The organism is Vibrio sp. MOR3 (genome assembly GCF_001557775.1).
GTDB lineage: Bacteria > Pseudomonadota > Gammaproteobacteria > Enterobacterales > Vibrionaceae > Vibrio > Vibrio jasicida.
In genome coordinates, this window is record NZ_LNRD01000011.1 from 130,640 (window position 1) to 150,403 (window position 19,764).

Consider the following 19,764-nt stretch of genomic DNA (forward strand, 5'->3'; position numbering starts at 1 on the left):
AAAACCTGCTCATTGGAGCAGGTTTTTTAATGTTAAGTTTGTAACTATTTATTACATTGTGAGTGTTATTTCACAGTCACGAATTCTGGGTAAGCACCAACACCACAGTCGTGCATATCCATACCTTCTAACTCTTCGTCTTCCGATACGCGGATACCGATTGTCGCTTTCAGGATTGCCCATACCACTAGGCTTGCACCAAATACCCAAGCAAAGATAACTGCCGCACCTAGAAGCTGTGCACCAAACGTTGCATCACCGTTGCTCAGTGGCACAACCATTAGGCCGAAGAAACCACACACACCGTGAACTGAGATAGCACCTACTGGATCATCAATCTTAATCTTATCCAAACCGATGATGCTGAATACTACTAGCGCGCCTGATACCGCACCAATCGCCACAGCATAAAGCGGTGATGGAGATAGAGGGTCAGCCGTGATAGCAACAAGACCAGCTAACGCACCGTTCAAAATCATAGTCAGGTCTGCTTTACCCCAAGTTGTTTTACATACAAATAGTGCGGCAATTGCACCTGCTGCAGCTGCAGCGTTGGTGTTTAGGAAAATTTGACCAACTGCAGTCGCGTTCTCAAAATCCGAAACCATAAGTTGAGAACCGCCGTTGAAACCGAACCAACCGAACCAAAGGATGAACGTACCCAATGTAGCGAGAGGCATGTTTGAACCAGGGATTGGGTAGATTTCGCCGTTTTTACCGTATTTACCTTTACGTGCACCCAGTAATAGTACGCCTGCTAATGCAGCGGAAGCACCGGCCATGTGTACGATTCCTGAACCCGCAAAGTCACTAAAGCCTGCTTCTGATAGGAAGCCACCACCCCAAGTCCAGTAACCTTCCATTGGGTAGATAAATGCCGTCAGTACCGCTGAGAAAATTAGGAAAGACCAAAGCTTCATACGCTCTGCAACAGCACCTGAAACCACTGACATTGCTGTTGCTACAAATACGACTTGGAAGAAGAAGTCCGACTCTAGAGAGTGGTCAGCACCTTCACCTTGTGTGCCAATTAGTGCACCAAATGATGGTAACCAACCGCCTTCACCGTTATCGACATACATAATGTTGTAGCCAACCAATAGAAACATGGTACAAGCGATCGCGTAAAGACAGATGTTTTTAGTTAGAATTTCTGTTGTGTTTTTAGAGCGGACTAAGCCCGCTTCTAGCATGGCAAAGCCTGCGGCCATCCACATGACCAACGCACCGGAAATGAGGAAGAAAAAGGTGTCGAGTGCGTAACGTAATTCAGTTACCGTTGTTGTTAATTCCATGATAGTTCTCCAATCCCTTGAATTCTTAAAGTGCTTCTGCGTCCATTTCGCCAGTACGTATACGCACCGCTTGGTTTAAGTCGTAGACAAAAATCTTACCGTCACCAATCTTGCCGGTTTGCGCCGCTTTAGTGATGGCTTCTACCACGCGCTCCACATTGTCTGCATGGGTTGCAATTTCTAGTTTTACTTTTGGTAGAAAGTCGACTTGATACTCGGCGCCACGGTATAGCTCCGTGTGGCCTTTCTGACGACCAAAACCTTTAACCTCTGATACTGTCATCCCTTCAATACCGACATCAGCCAATGCTTCGCGTACATCGTCTAACTTAAAAGGTTTTATAATGGCATTAATGATTTTCATTGAATCTTCTCCGCAGCTTTCATCCTGAAACATTCATATTAATCCAAGCGGCGTGCCAACTTTTTATCCCATTGATTTATATAGAATTAGTGAAATAAACAAACTTATAAACAAAAAGGGCGCACCATATCGGTGCGCCCTTTTCACAAATATAAGGCAATCCTAATTAGACTACCCAAAACTGTGCATTAAACGTTCAAAAAGTCTTTCCATTGCTCTATCAAGGCACAAAAATCTTCTATACCACAGCTGGCTGTACTCTCTGCATCGTAGAAATCAAACTCGCTTTCCATTTCCACTTCATACTCATGGCCCAGCGCGTTTTCTTGCACTAGCACCTCATCACCGTGGATCATCAAACTGATCTCTGCACCGGTTAATCTATGCTCTTGAGATGGCGAAGAAAATGCCTGATTAATTAAAGCTTCTACCTGAGCAATTTTTGCTGGGTCTTTGCCTATTTCTTCTTGCAACCAACGACCCACAATCTCATGCCCCATGCTGCATTTGACATAGTATTCGCCCATCAATGTGTTGCGGATGAATTCAAATTCCATCGTGATCGCCTTTTCGTATCAATTTGGTGCGAAGTATACAGGGAGATGTTGGATGGGAGAAGCGAGAGACGAGAGACGAGAGACGAGAGACGAGAGACGAGAGACGAGAGACGAGAGACGAGAGACGAGAGACGAGAGACGAGAGACGATTTCATTTTATCTTTTGAGGGACAAAGACTATCAACGTGTTTTGAGCTCACACGTTTATCTTTAATATTCCAGCGCTTACTTCCCGATTCCTAGAGCGAAGCATTCTCTCTTTTCGAAGCGCAGCGTTCCACAAAAAAGCGCCCACCAATCGGTGAGCGCTTATTCAAGTATTAACAAAACTTGCTAAGATTATGCAGGCTCTTGGAAGATCACATCATCTGCTTTCTTGGTGTACTGTTCCATCTTGTGGAAATTCAAGTAGCGGTATGTGTCTGCTGCTGTCGCATCAATCTGGTCCATGTAAGACAGGTATTCTTCCTTAGTTGGAATCTTACCTAGAATCGCACCAACCGCTGCAAGTTCAGCCGAGGATAGATAAACGTTCGCACCAGTACCTAGACGATTCGGGAAGTTACGAGTAGACGTCGACATTACCGTTGCTTTATCCGCAACACGAGCCTGGTTACCCATACATAGCGAGCACCCTGGCGTTTCAATACGAACGCCGGCACGGCCATAAATACCGTAGTAACCTTCTTCAGTTAGTTGGTCACGGTCCATCTTGGTTGGTGGTGCTACCCATAAGCGAGTATCAAGCTGGCCGTTAAACTTGTCGAGCAATTTACCTGCTGCACGGAAGTGACCAATGTTCGTCATACAAGAACCGATAAATACTTCATCAATCTGAGTACCCTGAACGTCAGACAGAAGACGCGCATCATCTGGATCGTTAGGTGCACAAAGAATTGGTTCGTTGATTTCCGCTAGATCGATTTCAATCACATGTGCGTATTCAGCGTCTGAATCTGCTTCCATCAACTCAGGGTTTGCTAACCACTCTTCCATCGCAGTAATACGACGTTCGATTGTACGACGGTCACCGTAACCTTCCGAAATCATCCATTTAAGCATAGTGATGTTCGAGTTTAGGTATTCATCAATCGACTCTTGAGAAAGCTTCACAGTACAACCCGCTGCTGAGCGCTCTGCCGATGCATCTGAAAGTTCAAATGCTTGTTCCACAGACAGGTGTTCAACACCTTCAATTTCTAGGACACGGCCTGAGAATTCGTTGATCTTACCCGCTTTCTCTACTGTTAACAGGCCTTGCTTGATACCGTATAGAGGAATGGCGTGTACAAGATCACGTAGCGTGATACCTGGCTGCATCTCACCTTTAAAACGAACCAAGATTGATTCAGGCATATCAAGAGGCATAACGCCTGTTGCTGCTGCAAATGCCACTAGACCAGAACCTGCTGGGAATGAAATACCCAGAGGGAAACGAGTATGCGAATCACCACCAGTACCAACAGTATCTGGCAGAAGCATACGGTTCAGCCATGAGTGGATAACACCATCGCCTGGACGAAGCGATACACCGCCACGGTTCATAATGAAATCAGGTAGTGTGTGGTGCGTGTTCACGTCGACTGGTTTCGGATATGCTGACGTATGACAGAATGACTGCATCACGAGATCCGCTGAGAAACCAAGACACGCAAGATCTTTTAGCTCATCACGCGTCATAGGGCCAGTCGTATCCTGAGAACCTACCGTTGTCATCTTAGGCTCACAATATTGACCAGCACGCACACCTTCTACGCCACATGCTTTACCTACCATCTTCTGAGCTAATGTATAACCTTTGTCAGAAGCAGTTGGATCAACGGGTTTAGCAAACAAATCTGTCTCTTCAAGACCAAGAGCTACTCTAGCACGGCTCGTTAGACCACGACCGATGATCAATGGAATACGACCACCAGCACGTACCTCATCAAGCAGCACTTTACTCAGTTCAAAGCTTGAGATCTCAGAACCTTCTTTACGAACCACACCTTCGTACGGGTAAATGTCGATCACATCGCCCATATTCATGTCTTGTACGTTTAGTTCAATTGGTAACGCTCCTGAATCTTCCATCGTATTGTAGAAGATAGGCGCAATCTTACCGCCTAGACAGATACCACCAGTACGCTTGTTTGGTACAAATGGGATATCTTCACCCATAAACCATAATACTGAGTTGGTCGCTGATTTACGCGAAGAACCCGTACCAACAACATCACCTACGTATGCTAGTGGGATGCCGTCTTTTTGCAGTTCTTCAATTTGGTTGATTGGACCAACGCTGCCAGGTTGATCCGGGTTGATGCCATCACGTTCCATCTTAAGCATCGCTTTCGCGTGCACTGGAATATCTGGACGAGACCAAGCATCTGGAGCTGGAGACAGGTCATCGGTGTTAGTTTCACCGGTTACCTTAAAGACTTTAACCGTGATTTTTTCCGCTACTTTCTCTTTCGTTGTAAACCACTCGGCTTCCGCCCAAGATTGAAGGACTTGTTGAGCGAACGTGTTGCCCGCTTTCGCTTTTTCTTCAACATCATAGAAAGCATCAAACATTAACAGGGTATGAGACAGTGCTTTTGCTGCGATAGCCGCAAGAACATCATCATCTAAAAACTCGACGAGCGGAGCGATGTTATAACCACCTTGCATCGTACCTAGTAATTCTGCTGCCTTTTCACGGCTAACAAGTGGAGACGATACTTCGCCTTTAGCAACCGCAGTCAAAAAGCCAGCTTTAACATAAGCCGCTTCGTCTACGCCCGGTGGGATACGGTTCTCTAGCAGGTCAAGAATAAAGGCTTCTTCACCTTGCGGGGGATTTTTCAGAAGTTCAACAAGTCCAGCAACTTGTTCTGCGTCTAGCGGTTTAGGAACAACTCCTTCGGCAGCACGCTCTTCGACGTGTTTACGGTAGGCTTCAAGCACGACTTTTTCCTCTCATTGCGGTTCCTCCTTCTTATTACTGTTTTTAAAAGTAAAGGAGTGAACATCCTTGGAAACTTGGCTCTCCATTGCCCTTGTTTTCATTCAATTCTTGATTGAGAAACAGCGCCGCAGAGGCCAAACTGTGGGCGAAAGGATAGCAAATTTAACCTTAAATTAAAATCTCATCATTTTGACCAACATAGCAACTTACGACTAAAGTCCTGTTTATTTTGGCTAAATATGCGGAGATATTGCTGTCCTTTTCCCGGTTATTTAAATGATGTTCCAACGATCAGGTACACAGCATCTAAATCTTGCTCTGTACGACCGTATGCCAACATGATTGGTCCTACTGGTGAATCAACACCAAAGAAAATCGATGCGGCATTATACAGTGGCGCTTCATTAAGCTTCAGATCGTTATCTGACCAAACACCACCGTGTTCAAGTGATGCGCCTAGGTACACTGGCGCTTCAAACAGCCCGAAGTCGTTATCCATCCATTTATAACGATACACCAAGCTGGTATAGAATAAGTTCTGCCCAATCAGGCTATTACGTGGAATACCAGATAGATTCAAGAAACCACCAAGTTCACGTGGGTCTAACGGGATCGAGGAGTTTTTGCTTTCTACAAAGCTGTATTCCGCCTGTCCGACTAAAGTATGACGACTGTGCGTCACTGCGCCTTTGAAACGTGCCGTGATCTCATACACAGTATCTTCGATATCACCATTAGTATTGGTTTGACGAAAATCCTCAGGGCTCTTGTCATGAGACACCAGGTAATCCAAATCAATCAACATACCATGCGTGGGAAAAGCAAAGTCGTCTAAGGTATCTAGACGGTAGTTAGCAAACACCCCCAAACGCTCGTAATCAAAAGTCCCGGCAGATGCGAGCGTTGAGGCCTCTATTTGCCCTTTGGTATAACGCCCACCAACACGGAACTCTTGCCATAACGTCGGTTGTACACCCGCAGCAAGTTCCGTTATGAACTCGGTATACGAGACGGGAAGAAAATCGTAAACCGAACCTATATCTGGGTTTTCTAAATCACTAAAAGGCCAGTTTCGGTTTTCGTTGTTGTAATTCAATTTACCCGAAACAAACAACTCCTGACTCGACAATACCGGTGAATAAAGCTCGGCTTCAATCAACTTATCCGTACCCATGTCAACATTCAGCGTTAGCTCGGCACCATGTGAATTTAGATTAGTGAAGTTCGACGAGATACCAATGCCATATTGGCTGTCAGTATTAAAGTCATCTTCTAAGAAAAAGCGGAAGTTCAGGTAGTTTGGTCCCCAAGACTTCTCATTCACTTCAAAGACAAGTAGGTTAACACCTTCAATCTCTTCGAAATGGTAAGTAATCAGTTCAAAGCGATCTAAGGCATAAAGATTTTCGACTGCTTTTTCGATTTCAGCCGTTTTGAGAGGACGACCAGTATCAAGCTCGAGTCGGTTGGTCAGTAAGACATCACTGTAGTGGGTGTTATTGACAATAACAATTTGATCAACAACCCGCTCATCACCATATTCTAATCCTTTACGAACGTCTTGTTTGTGCTCGATATATTTTTGGTATTCCGCGTTAGAGACACTCAAGGATTCAAGCTTGGATTTGAGTTTTTTAGTGATGTCGTAGCCAGCTTGAAATGCGCTCGGCATCTTTTCAAATTCTACGGTTTCCATTTGCCCAACATCTGGACGAATGTAAACATCATCATCTTTCAGAGTTTCCGCTTGCTCTTGAGTGCTACGACGCACCAAATAATTCGACAACTGATCCGCAACCGCAAACAAGCCGGTGAAGTCTTCTTTGCTTTTATAATCTGTACTGATGTCGACCGCAATGACTATATCCGCTCCCATCGCGCGCGCTACGTCAACAGGCATGTTATTGACAACGCCACCATCCACCAGCATATGACCGTTGAGCTCGTATGGAGGAAGCGCGCCCGGTACCGACATGCTCGCCATCATCGCATCAACTAAGTAACCGTTATCGAGCACGACTTCATCAAGCTCGACGATGTCAGTCGCGACAGAACGATAAGGGATAGCAAGTTGGTCAAAAGAGTCAAAGCGTCCTAGATTGCCCGTCGTTTCGCGCAGAATGCGCAACATGTTCTGCCCTTGCACAACACCAGTTGGGGAACGCACCTCACCAAACCTCAGACCAAGATCTGTCGTTATTTGGTAGCGGTCTTCGTATTCTTTGTCGCGAACGCGACGTTGGCTGCGATCAACGCGATCTCGGTAACCGCTGTTCCAATCCACGCTGTAGATAAAACTCTCAATTTCATCAGCACTCATACCCGTCGCGTACAAACCTCCGACATAAGCGCCCATGCTTGTACCGGTAATGATATCAACGGGAATGTTCATCTCTTCAAGGGCTTTAAGCACACCAATATGCGCAGCGCCTTTCGCACCACCACCAGCGAGAACCACCGCAATTTTAGGACGAGAGCCGTCCTCTTCGAGATGTTTAGCAAAGGAAGGTGTGGCAATCAAAAAGGAGCAGACCCAAAGCGCAAAACCATGCACTAACGGGCTATTGGACATCTTTTTGAACATTCACATCTTCCTTTACTGAATATTGATCAACTACTTTTACTAAGAATCGACCAATGAAACAAGTCAGTGATAGCGTTTTTGGTAGCCTTACCAATCAAATAAATTATTCAACCAGTTCGATTTTTTCTCGCACTGCTGTTTTATTTGGCCTGTTTTATCCCACACTGGCAACTTATATTCGCTACGACAGTTCAGTTCCAACGCACCATTCGCCGCTTTTTGGAAACCCAATGTCGTCACTTCTTTTGGCCATGGCAATTCCAGTCGCTCAGGGATACGTTGCTGCAAATATTCGGCGTAAACACGCAGAGCACCGCTTGAACCCGTCAACTTGGTAGATTTATTATCATCGCGCCCCAGCCAAACGGTTGTCACTTCCCGACCATCAACACCGACAAACCAACTATCACGGCTGTCATTACTGGTGCCCGTTTTACCTGCTAACGCCGCCCATGAGAATTGGCTTTGTAAGAAACGGCCAGTTCCTTGTGCAACACCTTGCTTCATTGCGTATGTAGTTAGCCATGCCGCTTGCTGATCAACAGCCTGAGCCGAACGAGGCAGTGATTGATAAATCACATTACCATCCATATCGATAACCGAACGCAATGCTGACAGTTTCGCGCGTTTACCCGAGTTTGTTACCGTCTGGTACATCTGTGCGACTTCAAATGGCGTCAGAGAGAAAGAACCTAAGAACATAGATGGCACTGGGCGAATCTCATTTTTATCAACGCCGAGACGTTCTAGCGTATCAGAAACCTCAGGAATACCGAGTTCCATCCCCAAACGAACGGTTGGCACATTAAGAGATTTCGCTAGTGCTAGGTATAGAGGCACATCACCACGGAATTTACGGTCGAAATTACGTGGCGACCAAACGCTACCCTTACTGCCTTTCAAACTTAACGGCGTATCGTGAAGCGTGGTAGCGAGGTTGTATTTCTCTGGTTGCTCTAATGCCGTCAAGTAAATTGCAGGCTTCACTAACGAACCAATTGGACGACTCGCATTCAATGCTCGGTTAAAGCCCTCGTAGCCGACACGCTTACCACCAACCATGGCACGAATCTCGCCACTATGACGGTCAACCGCAACTGCTGCTGCTTCAAGTTCTTTACCTGCTCGTTTAGCCAACTCAGGTACCTTTTTCGCAATCGCTTGTTCTAGCTTACTTTGCGAAACAGGATCGAGAGACGTAAACAAACGTAACCCCGTTTCAGCTTTGAAGTTATCACCCACTTTTTCTTTCAGCTCAATATTCAATTGCTGGAAATAAGCGGGCTGACGGCTTGCTATACGAGGTTTACTTTGCGTATCTAACGGACGATTGACCGCTTGTTCATACTGTTCAGAAGTCAGCATGTCTTGTTGCATCAAGAGGCGTAAAACTAGATCACGACGTGTTTTCGTGCGCTCAGGGTAACGAATTGGATTGTAGTAAGATGGCCCTTTAACCATACCCACCAGCATCGCAAGTTGGTCGATACGAAGCTCCTGGATTGGTTGTCCAAAGTAGTATCGTGATGCCAAAGCAAAGCCATGAATCGCATCCCCGCCACTTTGACCGAGATAAACTTCGTTGAGGTAAGCCTCAAGAATTCGATCTTTGCTGTATCGATAATCCAAAATCAGTGCGATATACGCTTCACGAACTTTACGCCATAACGTTTTATCGCGAGTTAAGAATAAGTTTTTTGCTAACTGCTGGGTCAGCGTACTGCCACCTTGTACGGTACGGCCTGCCTTGATGTTGGCAACAAGTGCACGACCAATCGCCAAAGGAGAGACTCCATCATGCTGGTAGAAATCACGATCTTCGGTCGCAAGAAGTGCATCGACAAGAATTTCAGGGAATTGATCACGACGTAGGAACAATCGTTGTTCGTTTTGATCTTTCTCCAGCATACCCAACATCTTAGGTTCAATACGCAAGTAACCTAAATCTCCTTTTGATTCGAGAGATTGAATGCGCGTTAAGCCGCTGCTTGAGAAATGCAACATCACGTGACGATCAGGCTCAGGACCATCAGCAAATTCAAAAGGACGACGGATGAGCTCAATACGAGTGGAAGAGGAAGAGTATTCGCCAGGATAACGCGGTTGACTAACCTTACGGTAATTCAAAACATCTAGCTCGTTACGCATCTCTTTGATGGTTATGTTTTCACCCGGATTCAAATTGAGAATGCGAGCGTACACGACCGTTGGCAAATCAAACAACTGCCCATCGAAACGATCTTTCACTACACTATCTAAATAAATCCCGACGAAAAGCAATACTGCGGCCAACGCTACACCCGCTTTCCAGCTAAATGACCAAATAATTTTAAGCCAAGACTGCTTGCCATTGCTTGGCTTCTTCGATGGCGATTTTCTCGGTCGCTTCGCACCGCTTTTCTTAGCGGCAGTCGTTTTACTTGACGTTGTTTTCTTCGCTGGTGCTCTTTTTGCACCGGGCTTTTTTGTATCAGTCATTATTCAATTGTCTTTTTGTTTTTGTTGTCGCTACATGAGTGGCAGGATCGTCAGGCCAAACGTGTTTTGGATATCGGCCTTTCATCTCTTTTTGCACTTCTTTGTAGCTTCCTGCCCAAAAGGCAGCTAAATCCGTTGTCACCTGAAGAGGCCGTTGTGCTGGAGAAAGTAACTCTAACACCAATCGCTTGCGACCTTGTGCCACCGTTGGAGAAGTGCTCTCTCCAAACACTTCTTGCATACGCACTGACAGCACAGGCTCATGACCAAATTGGTAACGAATGCGCTTTTTCGAACCTGTTGGTAAGCGATAATCTTCTGGCAACCACTCATCAATCTGTTGATTCAACGGCCAACCTAATCGAGCATTCAATGCTTCCACAAGGTTCACTTTCGCCAAATCTTTCACCGATGAAACCGTGCTCATGTACGGCTCTAGCCACTCTTCTAGGCCATTAAGCAAACTGGTCTCATCAAAACTTGGCCAAGCTTGCTCAGGTAACCATTCCACTGCGCAGCGAATACGTTCTAACAAATTTTCCGCTGCCGACGTCCAGTTTAGACTCTGTAAGCCCTGACGGCGGACATAAGTGAGTAAAGCTTGTGTCATTTTTTCTTTACCCGGACTCGGCAAGGCTTCACGCTTAATCACCAGTTGACCAAGTTTGATTTGGCGTTCGGCAATCAAACGGCCTTTTTTCTCATCCCAATCAACCAACTCAGCCGTCGTGAAAAGGTGCTCGAACATTTCTTGTAATGCGTTGATATCTAAGTCACAAGCTAGGTTAATTTGGCTTGAGTTAGAATGCGAGCGCATCAAATCAATCGCAACTAAGTAATCACAACCACCGAGTGTCTCTTCTGGTCGACACTCAGCACCATGCCCGTTCGACAAAGTAAAACGACCATATTGGTTAACACGCTGCTGCGCAATGCGATCGGGGAAAGCTAAGCTCAATACTAACGCTAGCACTCGCTCATCAACATCAGGTAGGCTGAATACTGTATCCAGTTTGTGCGCCAGCGCTTGAGATCGCTTGTGCAATATAGCTTTCTTTGCATGTGTACCACTTACCCAGCGATGTAGGCTATGCGCGATGTTAGTCACATTGCGCTCGGGCTCTTCAATTAGGGCGACCGCAGCCAAAGCGGTATTTAGCATTTTTTCACTGCACTGCTGTGCTTGAATCAGCATTGCTGCTGAGCGCGGCTCTACACCAAGAGCGTGGGCCGTTTTACCTGCAGAAGTGAGTTGGCCTTGCTCGGTAAGTAACCCTAAAGAAATCAACAGCTGTTTAGCCTGAGCAAGCGATGCTGAAGAAGGAATATTCAACCATTTAAGTTCTGCGATATCCCCTGCTCCCCAGAATGATAGTTCCATGACCAAGCTTGCTAAATCTGAGTGCAGGATTTCTGGTTGGGGAACTTGCGGTTGCTGCTTGAATTGGCTTTCCGAATACAATCGGACGCAAATGCCCTCTTCAATACGCCCTGCACGACCAGCACGTTGAATCGCAGACGATTGTGCCACTCGCACTTGCTCCAAGCGCGTAAGTCCATTCTTCAAATCAAAACGCGCCACACGTTCTAATCCAGAATCGACGACCAATCGAATGCCTTCAATGGTCAAAGAAGTTTCAGCAATGTTAGTCGCGAGCACGACTTTGCGTTTACCTCCAGAAGCGGGAACAATGGCTTTTTGTTGCTCGGCAAAGCTCAATTGACCATATAAAGGGCAAACTTCCACAGAATTAGGAAGATGTGACAGACGTTCCGCGACCTGCTTAATTGCCCCAACGCCGGGCAGAAAAGCGAGCAACGACCCTGTTTCTTTCTGAATTAGACTTTCAATCGTCCTTGCCATTGATGTGGGCAAATGATCATTTGTACCCAGAGGTAAATAACGTGTTTCCACCTCAAAACTTCGCCCTTCAGACTCAATATATTCAGCCTCTGGCAACAAGGTTTGTAAGGCATCTTGGTCAAGCGTAGCTGACATCACTACCAGCTTGAGGTCGTCTCTCAACGCTTCTTGAACCTCTAAACTAAAGGCCAATGCCGTATCAGCATGAATACTTCGCTCATGAAACTCATCAAAGATCAGCAGGTCGATGCCATCTAACTCTGGGTCATTTTGGATCATCCGAGTCATGATCCCTTCCGTTACAATTTCAAGTTGCGTATTTTTACTTACCTTCGTCTCACCACGTACACGATAACCAACTCGATCTCCAACTTGTTCCCCCAACTGCTGTGCTAGATAACGCGCAATATTACGAGCCGCTAAACGTCTTGGTTCTAGCATGATGATTTTGCCCGTGACGGTTTGGCTTTGAAGAAGCTTTAGAGGAAAGAATGTCGACTTACCGGCACCCGGCGCAGCTTTTAAGATCACTTGATGTTGATGATTAACCGCAGCAAGTAATTGCGGCATCACGGCTTCAATCGGCAATTGTGACAAAGGAAATACCTTGTGTTGTAATGTTGGCAACATTGTACATAAAAACAGTCCCCCCTAAAGAAGCAAAATGCATTTCGAACCTACTCTAGAGTCAGCGACTCTGCTCAAACGCTACAAACGCTTTCTTGCCGATATCGAATTGGATAACGGCGAAGTTCGCACTATCCACTGTGCCAATACTGGTGCAATGACAGGCTGCGCCACACCAGGCAACAAAGTTTGGTACTCCACTTCTGATAACCCTAAGCGCAAATATCCCAATAGTTGGGAGCTCAGTGAAACACAACAGGGCCATAAAATCTGTATTAACACCGCTCGAGCTAACCAACTTGCCGTAGAAGCAATTGAAAATAATGTCATTTCAGAACTGTGTGGGTATGACAAACTTCAAACTGAAGTGAAATATGGCAATGAAAATAGTCGAATTGATATCTTGCTCAGCGCAAGTGACAAATCAAAGTGTTATATAGAAGTGAAAAGCGTCACGCTGTTGGATGAAGAAAGCGCATCCGGCCAAGGCTATTTCCCTGATGCCGTGACTACTCGAGGACAAAAGCACCTGCGAGAGCTCACAGAAATGGCACAAACTGGAAGTAGAGCCATACTTTTATTCACTGTTTTACATTCAGGTATTGAAAAAGTATCTGCGGCGCACCATATAGACGCGAAATATTCAACTTTACTAAAACAAGCACAAGACGCTGGAGTGGAAGTTCTCTGCTACAAAGCTGAACTGAGCAATACTGAAGTCAAGCTAATCTCTGCTATTGAATTTATCAATTAAGAGAAAAAATGATGTCATCTTCACAATGACGATAAGTTTGCAATTCAGTAATTGCCTGCACCGCCTCTTTTTGCTATAGATACCCGCCTTAAATTGACTGCAAAGCAGTTGACTAGGTGTAAGTAGGAGATGCTGTATGCCAGAATCAAAGAAGAAAACGATAGGCATCCTAGCCATTGCCGGTGTGGAGCCATATCAGGAAAAGCCTGGTGAAGAGTACATGTCACCAGAACAGGTTGAACACTTTACGAAAATCTTAACAGCTTGGCGTAATCAGCTCAGGGAAGAAGTCGATCGCACTGTACACCATATGCAGGACGAAGCAGCAAACTTCCCAGATCCAGTTGACCGTGCTTCTCAAGAGGAAGAGTTCAGCTTAGAACTGCGTAACCGTGACCGTGAGCGTCGCCTGATCAAGAAGATCGAAAAAACACTAGATAAAATCACTGAAGAAGATTTCGGCTTCTGTGAATCATGTGGTGTTGAAATTGGTGTTCGTCGCCTTGAAGCGCGTCCAACCGCAGACCTTTGTATCGACTGTAAAACACTTGCAGAGATCAAAGAGAAACAAATGCAAGGTTAATCAACCAAGCATGATGATTATTGAAAGGGAGCTCAGGCTCCCTTTTTGTTTTGGCTTAGCTTTATTAGAATAATTTCGAGATACACGCATGACACGCTATGTAGGTCGATTCGCACCATCCCCTTCTGGGCCATTACATTTTGGATCGTTAGTAGCTGCGCTCGGCAGCTACTTTCAAGCGAAAGCCAATCACGGAGATTGGTTGGTACGTATCGAAGACCTTGATCCACCCAGAGAAATGCCGGGAGCTTCTGACGAGATTCTAAGTGCACTACGCGCTTACCATTTGCACTGGGACGGCAACGTCGTATACCAAAGCGAACGTCATCACTTATACCAAACACAAATCGATGCTTGGTTAAAGAATGGCGACGCTTATTATTGCCAATGTACTCGCAAGCAAATTAAAGAACACGGCGGCTATTATCCGGGGACATGTCGAGATAAAGGCTTGAAAGAAGGCGCGATTCGCCTAAAAATGACCAAACCTATCGCTGATTTTCTCGATAAGAAACAAGGCACCATGACGATTCCAGAAGCTCTAGTAAATGAAGATTTCATTATTAAGCGTCGAGATGGATTATTTGCCTATAATCTTGCGGTAGTATTAGATGACATCGACCAAGGGGTTACCGAAGTCGTTCGTGGTGCGGATTTAATTGAGCCCACAGGTCGTCAAATCAGCTTGTACCAAATACTTGGGCAACCAGAAGTAAGCTATTTACACTTACCGTTAGCGATGGATTCAAACGGTAATAAGCTGTCAAAACAAAACCATGCGACGGCTATTGATGTCGACAATCCGAAGCCAGCTCTGCTGCATGCCATGACATTTTTAGGCTTTGATATACCTGACGATGTAAAAGGCGCAAACCTTGAAGAAATACTGCGTTGGGGTTGCGAAAATTGGCACTTAGAACAGCTTCCAGCAGAGATCGAGATCACACCGTGATTCTCAAATGGCACTGCGTAGGCTATCATTAGCCGCAAAATTGGCCCTCGAGGCGTAGAAACTAACCAAAGCAAGATTGGATTAAACCCAGTTATTGCCAGATGCACATGAATACAAACGACTATACACCAAGCGAATCTGCCATGATCCCAGAACTCGCTCTTAATGTAATTACTCGTGAAGAGCACAACATCTCGCGTAAGCATATCAGTGACAATGCACTGAAAGTGCTATACCGACTGAACGGTGCCGGTTTCGATGCTTATCTTGTAGGTGGCGGGGTTCGAGACTTACTGCTTGGACAAAAACCAAAAGACTTTGATATTGCAACGAACGCGACACCAGAGCAGATCAAACAGTTATTTAGAAACTGCCGTTTGATCGGTCGTCGCTTCCGTCTCGCACACATTATGTTTGGTCGAGACATCATCGAAGTTGCAACGTTCCGTGGTCACCACCAAGAGCAACAGAACAAAAGTATCTCCCAGCAATCGAAAGAAGGGATGCTACTTCGCGACAACGTATACGGCACCGTAGATGAAGATGCCGAACGTCGCGACTTCACGATTAACTCGATGTACTACAACATCGCAGACTACTCAATTCACGATTATGCGCGTGGTATTGAAGATCTAGAAGATCGCCTTATTCGCCTGATCGGTGACCCAGAAACCCGTTACCGCGAAGACCCAGTACGTATGCTGCGTGCAGTTCGCTTTGCGGTGAAATTGGACTTCGATATCGAAGAAGATACCGCGGCACCAATCGAAGAGATGGCACCACTACTACGTGATATTCCATCGGCACGTCTGTTCGAGGAATCACTGAAACTGCTTCAGTCTGGGTATGGGCTAGAAACCTACCATTTATTGCGTGAATACAACTTATTCCAACAGTTGTTCCCTGCAATTTCAGAGCACTTCACTGAAGATTATGAATCTCACACTGAGCAAATGCTTGATTTAGTGTTAGATTCAACCGATATGCGCATCGAAGAAGGTAAGCGTATTAACCCTGCCTTTATGTTTGCTGCAATGCTGTGGTACCCACTGTGTGCAATGGCAGACAAACTCATGGAACAGCGTAATCTGTGCCATTACGATGCCATCATGGAAGCAAGCAACATCATTCTTGATGACCAAGTACGTTCAATCGCCATTCCGCGCCGTCATACCGCGACCATACGCGAGATTTGGCAGCTGCAATTACGTCTTCCACGTCGCAATGGTAAACGTGCTTTCCGCCTGATGGAGCTCAATAAATTTAGAGCTGGCTTTGATTTTCTTGAAATGCGCGGTGAAATTGAAGGCGGCGACACTCAGAAGCTTGCTAAGTGGTGGGAAACTTTCCAAAATGCTGGCCGAGAAATGCGCCAAGCCATGGCTGCAGACCTAGATGGCCAAGCACCAAAAACAGGCCAACGACGTCGTAAAACCTATCGCAAGAAAAAGAGTAAACCAAACTCATGATCACAGCGTACATTGCGGTAGGCAGTAACTTGGCTGATCCCGTCAGCCAAGCTAAATTAGCGATTGAAGCACTGAAGACCCTGCCTAAAACAGAGTTTATTCAAGCTTCTTCGCTATACAGCAGCACACCAATGGGTCCGCAAAACCAGCCGGATTACATCAATGCGGTTGTGGCAATTAAAACCAATTTGACGCCACTTGAACTGCTCGATTGCACCCAAGCAATAGAGCAAGAGCAAGGGCGTGTCCGTAAAGACGAGCGTTGGGGACCAAGAACCTTGGATCTCGACATCGTGTTATACGGCAATGAGGTGATTGATTCCGAAAGACTGACAGTTCCACATTATGGAATGAGAGAGCGCGAGTTCGTACTCTACCCTCTTGCGGAAATTGCACCAAGTTTACAACTCCCAGACGGGATCGAGGTGTCGTCACTACTTGAAAAAGTAGATCGCAACGGCCTCAATATTTGGCAGTCATAGCCAACTCCTAGTGAGGATAAAACAATGAAAAAAATGACCATTAACGACCTGATTAAGTGGAAGCAAGAAGGTCGTAAATTTGCTACTTCAACTGCATACGATGCAAGCTTTGCCCAACTTTTCGAAAGCCAAGAAATGCCAGTTTTACTGGTAGGTGACTCTCTAGGCATGGTTCTGCAAGGTAAGACCGACACGTTACCTGTTACTGTTGAAGATATTGCTTATCACACTCGCTGTGTACGCGCTGGTAGCCCGAATTGTCTTCTGATGGCTGATATGCCATTCATGAGCTATGCAACGCCAGAGCAAGCGTGTGAGAACGCAGCAGTACTCATGCGTGCTGGCGCAAATATGGTAAAAATTGAAGGCGGCGACTGGTTAGTAGATACCGTAAAAATGCTAACGGAACGCGCGGTACCAGTCTGTGCACACTTGGGCCTAACACCACAATCTGTAAACATCTTTGGTGGTTACAAAGTGCAAGGTCGCGATCAAGAAAAAGCCGATCGTATGGTAAAAGATGCATTAGCACTGCAAGAAGCCGGCGCTCAAATTGTTTTACTCGAGTGTGTTCCAGCTGAATTGGCAGCTCGTATTACTCAAGTACTTGATGTACCAGTAATTGGCATCGGTGCAGGTAACGTAACGGACGGTCAAATCCTAGTTATGCATGATATGTTCGGAATTTCGGCGAACTACATGCCAAAGTTCTCGAAAAACTTCCTTGCTGAAACAGGCGATATGCGTACAGCTGTGGCAAAATACATGGCAGACGTTGAAAGCGCAGTGTTCCCAGACGACGCTCATACTATTGCCTAGAGGATAAATGCATGCACACTTTTGCAGAAATCTCAGCCATTCGTGAACAGATCAAGACGTTCAAACGTGAAGGTCGTAAAGTTGCGTTTGTCCCAACCATGGGCAACCTACACGAAGGCCATCTAACACTGGTTCGTAAAGCACGCGAGTACGCCGATGTCGTTGTGGTAAGCATCTTTGTCAACCCGATGCAGTTTGAACGTGCAGACGATTTAAATAACTACCCTCGTACACTTGAAGAAGATCTTAACAAGCTAAGCGGTGAAGGCGTCGAGTTGGTATTCACACCGACACCAGAGACCATTTACCCTGAAGGCTTAGATAAACAGACTTTTGTCGATGTGCCTGGGTTTTCTACGATTCTTGAAGGCGCTTCTCGTCCGGGCCATTTCCGTGGCGTGACGACTATCGTAAATAAGTTATTCAACATCGTTCAACCTGATGTAGCTTGCTTTGGTGAGAAAGATTTCCAACAGCTTGCTATTATTCGTAAGATGGTTGATGATCTAGCAATGGACATCGAAATTGTAGGTGTCGCAACCGTTCGTGAAATGGACGGCCTTGCAATGAGCTCTCGCAATGGCCTGCTAACGATTGATGAGCGTCAACGCGCACCTGTTTTAGCACGTACTATGCGCTGGATCAGTAGCGCGATGCGTGGTGGTCGTGACGATTACGCTTCAGTGATTGAAGATGCAAATGATCAGTTACGCGCTGCCGGTTTGCAGCCAGATGAAATCTTCATTCGTGATGCTCGCACACTTCAAGCAATCACAACAGAGACCACTCAAGCCGTGATCCTGATGTCTGCCTTCTTAGGTAAAGCACGCCTCATCGACAACCAAACTGTTGATATGGCGGTAGAAGCTAAAGAAGAAGAATCTAGCGAAGCGAATTCAGCAAACGCTGAATAAACGAAATTCGCAAATAAAAAGGTCGGCACTAAGCCGACCTTTTTTGTATCCCTCCTACGCATAAACGCCACTCAAACCTTCCGGACGAGTTTTAAACCGCTTATGCAGCCACATCCAAGCCGGCACGTCTCTTCTTATCATGCCTTCAAGTTCTTGATTTAAGATACTTGCCGCTTTGACGGGATTACGGCGCTCGAAACGTCCACTGAGATCTTCACCAATATAGAGCGTGTAGTGAGAATGTTCACTGACCGTAACCCCTGACATCACTGCACATTTTGTCGCATCAATAAGCACACTCGATCCTGCAGTACTCGCGGCTTGCTCAACAGCGAAAAACGGGGCGAAGACCGAATTTTTAACACCGTAATCATGGTCAGGTAAGTACCACAGTCGCTGACCGTTTTTCAGCACTTTAAGCATTGATTTAACGTCTTTCCGATCAATCATTTGATGGCCGCAACGCGTGCGTCCTCGATGCTGAACAAACTCATAAACAGGGTTGGAATTCGGTCGATAAACACCATAACCTTTGGCAAATTGACTAAAAATACGCGCCGTCATTTCCAAATTTAGGTGATGACTGCAAACCACCAGTACACCACGCCCATTTTTCTCTTGTTCCAGTAAACGCTCTTTTCCAACCACCTTGGCTAGACGCTTCACTCGCCACTCAGGCCAAAACCAAGCCATTCCGGTCTCGATCAGCGCCATCCCTGTGTATTTAAAGTTTGTCTTTACCAGTACATCGCATTCTTGAGCGCTGTATTCGGGAAAGCAGAGTTTTAAATTTTGCTTTGCAATGCCTTTACGGCGCTTCATGGCCAGAATCGCAAGCGAACCAATGCCCCTACCTAACAAACGTAAGGCTGAGTATGGAAGCAGATTGACAATCAGCGCCAGCAGACCAAAGGCGAACCAAACAGGCCAATATTTAGGAAGAAGCAATTTAAAAGAGAAAGATGGAGAGGGGACAATATTCATGGCTTCATGCATTTACAACAAATGAATCAAACCTAGCATGTTAAAAGTCGAAAAATTGTATGGGAATGTATTGGTGTGCATTAAGAAAGGGCAGCTCTCATGGCTGCCC

The 19,764-nt window shown here is 45.9% G+C and carries 15 protein-coding genes; 7 read left to right on the forward strand and 8 right to left on the reverse strand.

Annotation, left to right across the window (positions count from 1 at the left end):
* Window positions 1–65: 65 nt before the first annotated feature.
* The 7 genes from ATB76_RS19430 to hrpB all read right to left on the reverse strand — a co-directional run bounded on the left by ATB76_RS19430 (window position 66) and on the right by hrpB (window position 12,668).
* Entirely contained in the window at window positions 66–1,295 is a 1,230-nt protein-coding gene (locus ATB76_RS19430) for an ammonium transporter (RefSeq protein WP_005439399.1), read from the reverse strand.
* A 25-nt stretch (window positions 1,296–1,320) separates the two neighbouring features.
* On the reverse strand, window positions 1,321–1,659 hold the full coding sequence (locus tag ATB76_RS19435) for a P-II family nitrogen regulator (RefSeq protein ID WP_005439398.1): 339 nt from the start codon (window positions 1,657–1,659) through the stop codon (window positions 1,321–1,323).
* Window positions 1,660–1,847: 188 nt separating this feature from the next.
* On the reverse strand, window positions 1,848–2,216 hold the full coding sequence (locus tag ATB76_RS19440) for a YacL family protein (protein ID WP_061035971.1): 369 nt from the start codon (window positions 2,214–2,216) through the stop codon (window positions 1,848–1,850).
* Between the two features lie 339 nt (window positions 2,217–2,555).
* The gene (acnB, locus tag ATB76_RS19445) at window positions 2,556–5,144 is read right to left on the reverse strand and encodes a bifunctional aconitate hydratase 2/2-methylisocitrate dehydratase (RefSeq protein WP_038870528.1); all 2,589 of its coding nucleotides are present in this window, start codon (window positions 5,142–5,144) and stop codon (window positions 2,556–2,558) included.
* A gap of 269 nt (window positions 5,145–5,413) precedes the next feature.
* On the reverse strand, window positions 5,414–7,729 hold the full coding sequence (locus ATB76_RS19450; RefSeq protein WP_042603143.1) for a patatin-like phospholipase family protein: 2,316 nt from the start codon (window positions 7,727–7,729) through the stop codon (window positions 5,414–5,416).
* 87 nt (window positions 7,730–7,816) lie between these two features.
* The gene (mrcB, locus tag ATB76_RS19455; RefSeq protein WP_061035972.1) at window positions 7,817–10,207 is read right to left on the reverse strand and encodes a penicillin-binding protein 1B; all 2,391 of its coding nucleotides are present in this window, start codon (window positions 10,205–10,207) and stop codon (window positions 7,817–7,819) included.
* Window positions 10,200–12,668 (reverse strand): ATP-dependent helicase HrpB, encoded by a 2,469-nt coding sequence (gene hrpB, locus ATB76_RS19460; protein ID WP_061035983.1) that lies wholly within the window; start codon window positions 12,666–12,668, stop codon window positions 10,200–10,202. The genes mrcB and hrpB overlap by 8 nt, the downstream gene beginning before the upstream one ends.
* A gap of 67 nt (window positions 12,669–12,735) precedes the next feature.
* Between hrpB and sfsA the strand changes: the two genes are divergently transcribed.
* The 7 genes from sfsA to panC all read left to right on the forward strand — a co-directional run bounded on the left by sfsA (window position 12,736) and on the right by panC (window position 18,671).
* On the forward strand, window positions 12,736–13,452 hold the full coding sequence (gene sfsA / locus ATB76_RS19465) for a DNA/RNA nuclease SfsA (RefSeq protein WP_038870521.1): 717 nt from the start codon (window positions 12,736–12,738) through the stop codon (window positions 13,450–13,452).
* Between the two features lie 136 nt (window positions 13,453–13,588).
* Window positions 13,589–14,035, forward strand: coding sequence for an RNA polymerase-binding protein DksA (dksA, locus tag ATB76_RS19470; RefSeq protein WP_010450149.1), 447 nt, complete (start codon window positions 13,589–13,591; stop codon window positions 14,033–14,035).
* A gap of 88 nt (window positions 14,036–14,123) precedes the next feature.
* Entirely contained in the window at window positions 14,124–14,987 is an 864-nt protein-coding gene (gluQRS, locus tag ATB76_RS19475; protein WP_038878922.1) for a tRNA glutamyl-Q(34) synthetase GluQRS, read from the forward strand.
* A gap of 101 nt (window positions 14,988–15,088) precedes the next feature.
* Window positions 15,089–16,456 carry a polynucleotide adenylyltransferase PcnB gene (gene pcnB, locus ATB76_RS19480; protein ID WP_038870516.1) on the forward strand — a complete coding sequence of 456 codons (1,368 nt, stop codon included), beginning with the start codon at window positions 15,089–15,091 and terminating at the stop codon, window positions 16,454–16,456.
* Window positions 16,453–16,938 (forward strand): 2-amino-4-hydroxy-6-hydroxymethyldihydropteridine diphosphokinase, encoded by a 486-nt coding sequence (gene folK, locus ATB76_RS19485; RefSeq protein ID WP_038870514.1) that lies wholly within the window; start codon window positions 16,453–16,455, stop codon window positions 16,936–16,938. The genes pcnB and folK overlap by 4 nt, the downstream gene beginning before the upstream one ends.
* 24 nt (window positions 16,939–16,962) lie before the next feature.
* Window positions 16,963–17,757, forward strand: a complete 795-nt coding sequence (gene panB, locus ATB76_RS19490) for a 3-methyl-2-oxobutanoate hydroxymethyltransferase (protein WP_038870513.1) — start codon at window positions 16,963–16,965, stop codon at window positions 17,755–17,757.
* 11 nt (window positions 17,758–17,768) lie between these two features.
* Window positions 17,769–18,671 (forward strand): pantoate--beta-alanine ligase, encoded by a 903-nt coding sequence (gene panC / locus ATB76_RS19495; RefSeq protein ID WP_061035973.1) that lies wholly within the window; start codon window positions 17,769–17,771, stop codon window positions 18,669–18,671.
* A 54-nt stretch (window positions 18,672–18,725) separates the two neighbouring features.
* Here the strand turns inward: panC and lpxL are convergent, their stop codons facing one another.
* Complete coding sequence (gene lpxL, locus ATB76_RS19500; protein ID WP_061035974.1) at window positions 18,726–19,655, reverse strand: LpxL/LpxP family Kdo(2)-lipid IV(A) lauroyl/palmitoleoyl acyltransferase; 930 nt, start codon at window positions 19,653–19,655, stop codon at window positions 18,726–18,728.
* Window positions 19,656–19,764 lie beyond the last annotated feature (109 nt).

Excerpts from the sequence above, each read along its gene's own strand:
- panB (WP_038870513.1), top strand. The coding sequence starts at position 16,963 with ATGAAAAAAATGACCATTAACGACCTGATTAAGTGGAAGCAAGAAGGT.
- panC (WP_061035973.1), top strand. The coding sequence starts at position 17,769 with ATGCACACTTTTGCAGAAATCTCAGCCATTCGTGAACAGATCAAGACG.
- ATB76_RS19430 (WP_005439399.1), bottom strand. The coding sequence starts at position 1,295 with ATGGAATTAACAACAACGGTAACTGAATTACGTTACGCACTCGACACC.
- pcnB (WP_038870516.1), top strand. The coding sequence starts at position 15,089 with ATGCACATGAATACAAACGACTATACACCAAGCGAATCTGCCATGATC.
- dksA (WP_010450149.1), top strand. The coding sequence starts at position 13,589 with ATGCCAGAATCAAAGAAGAAAACGATAGGCATCCTAGCCATTGCCGGT.
- sfsA (WP_038870521.1), top strand. The coding sequence starts at position 12,736 with ATGCATTTCGAACCTACTCTAGAGTCAGCGACTCTGCTCAAACGCTAC.
- mrcB (WP_061035972.1), bottom strand. The coding sequence starts at position 10,207 with ATGACTGATACAAAAAAGCCCGGTGCAAAAAGAGCACCAGCGAAGAAA.
- ATB76_RS19450 (WP_042603143.1), bottom strand. The coding sequence starts at position 7,729 with ATGTTCAAAAAGATGTCCAATAGCCCGTTAGTGCATGGTTTTGCGCTT.
- gluQRS (WP_038878922.1), top strand. The coding sequence starts at position 14,124 with ATGACACGCTATGTAGGTCGATTCGCACCATCCCCTTCTGGGCCATTA.
- folK (WP_038870514.1), top strand. The coding sequence starts at position 16,453 with ATGATCACAGCGTACATTGCGGTAGGCAGTAACTTGGCTGATCCCGTC.
- ATB76_RS19440 (WP_061035971.1), bottom strand. The coding sequence starts at position 2,216 with ATGGAATTTGAATTCATCCGCAACACATTGATGGGCGAATACTATGTC.
- ATB76_RS19435 (WP_005439398.1), bottom strand. The coding sequence starts at position 1,659 with ATGAAAATCATTAATGCCATTATAAAACCTTTTAAGTTAGACGATGTA.
- lpxL (WP_061035974.1), bottom strand. The coding sequence starts at position 19,655 with ATGAATATTGTCCCCTCTCCATCTTTCTCTTTTAAATTGCTTCTTCCT.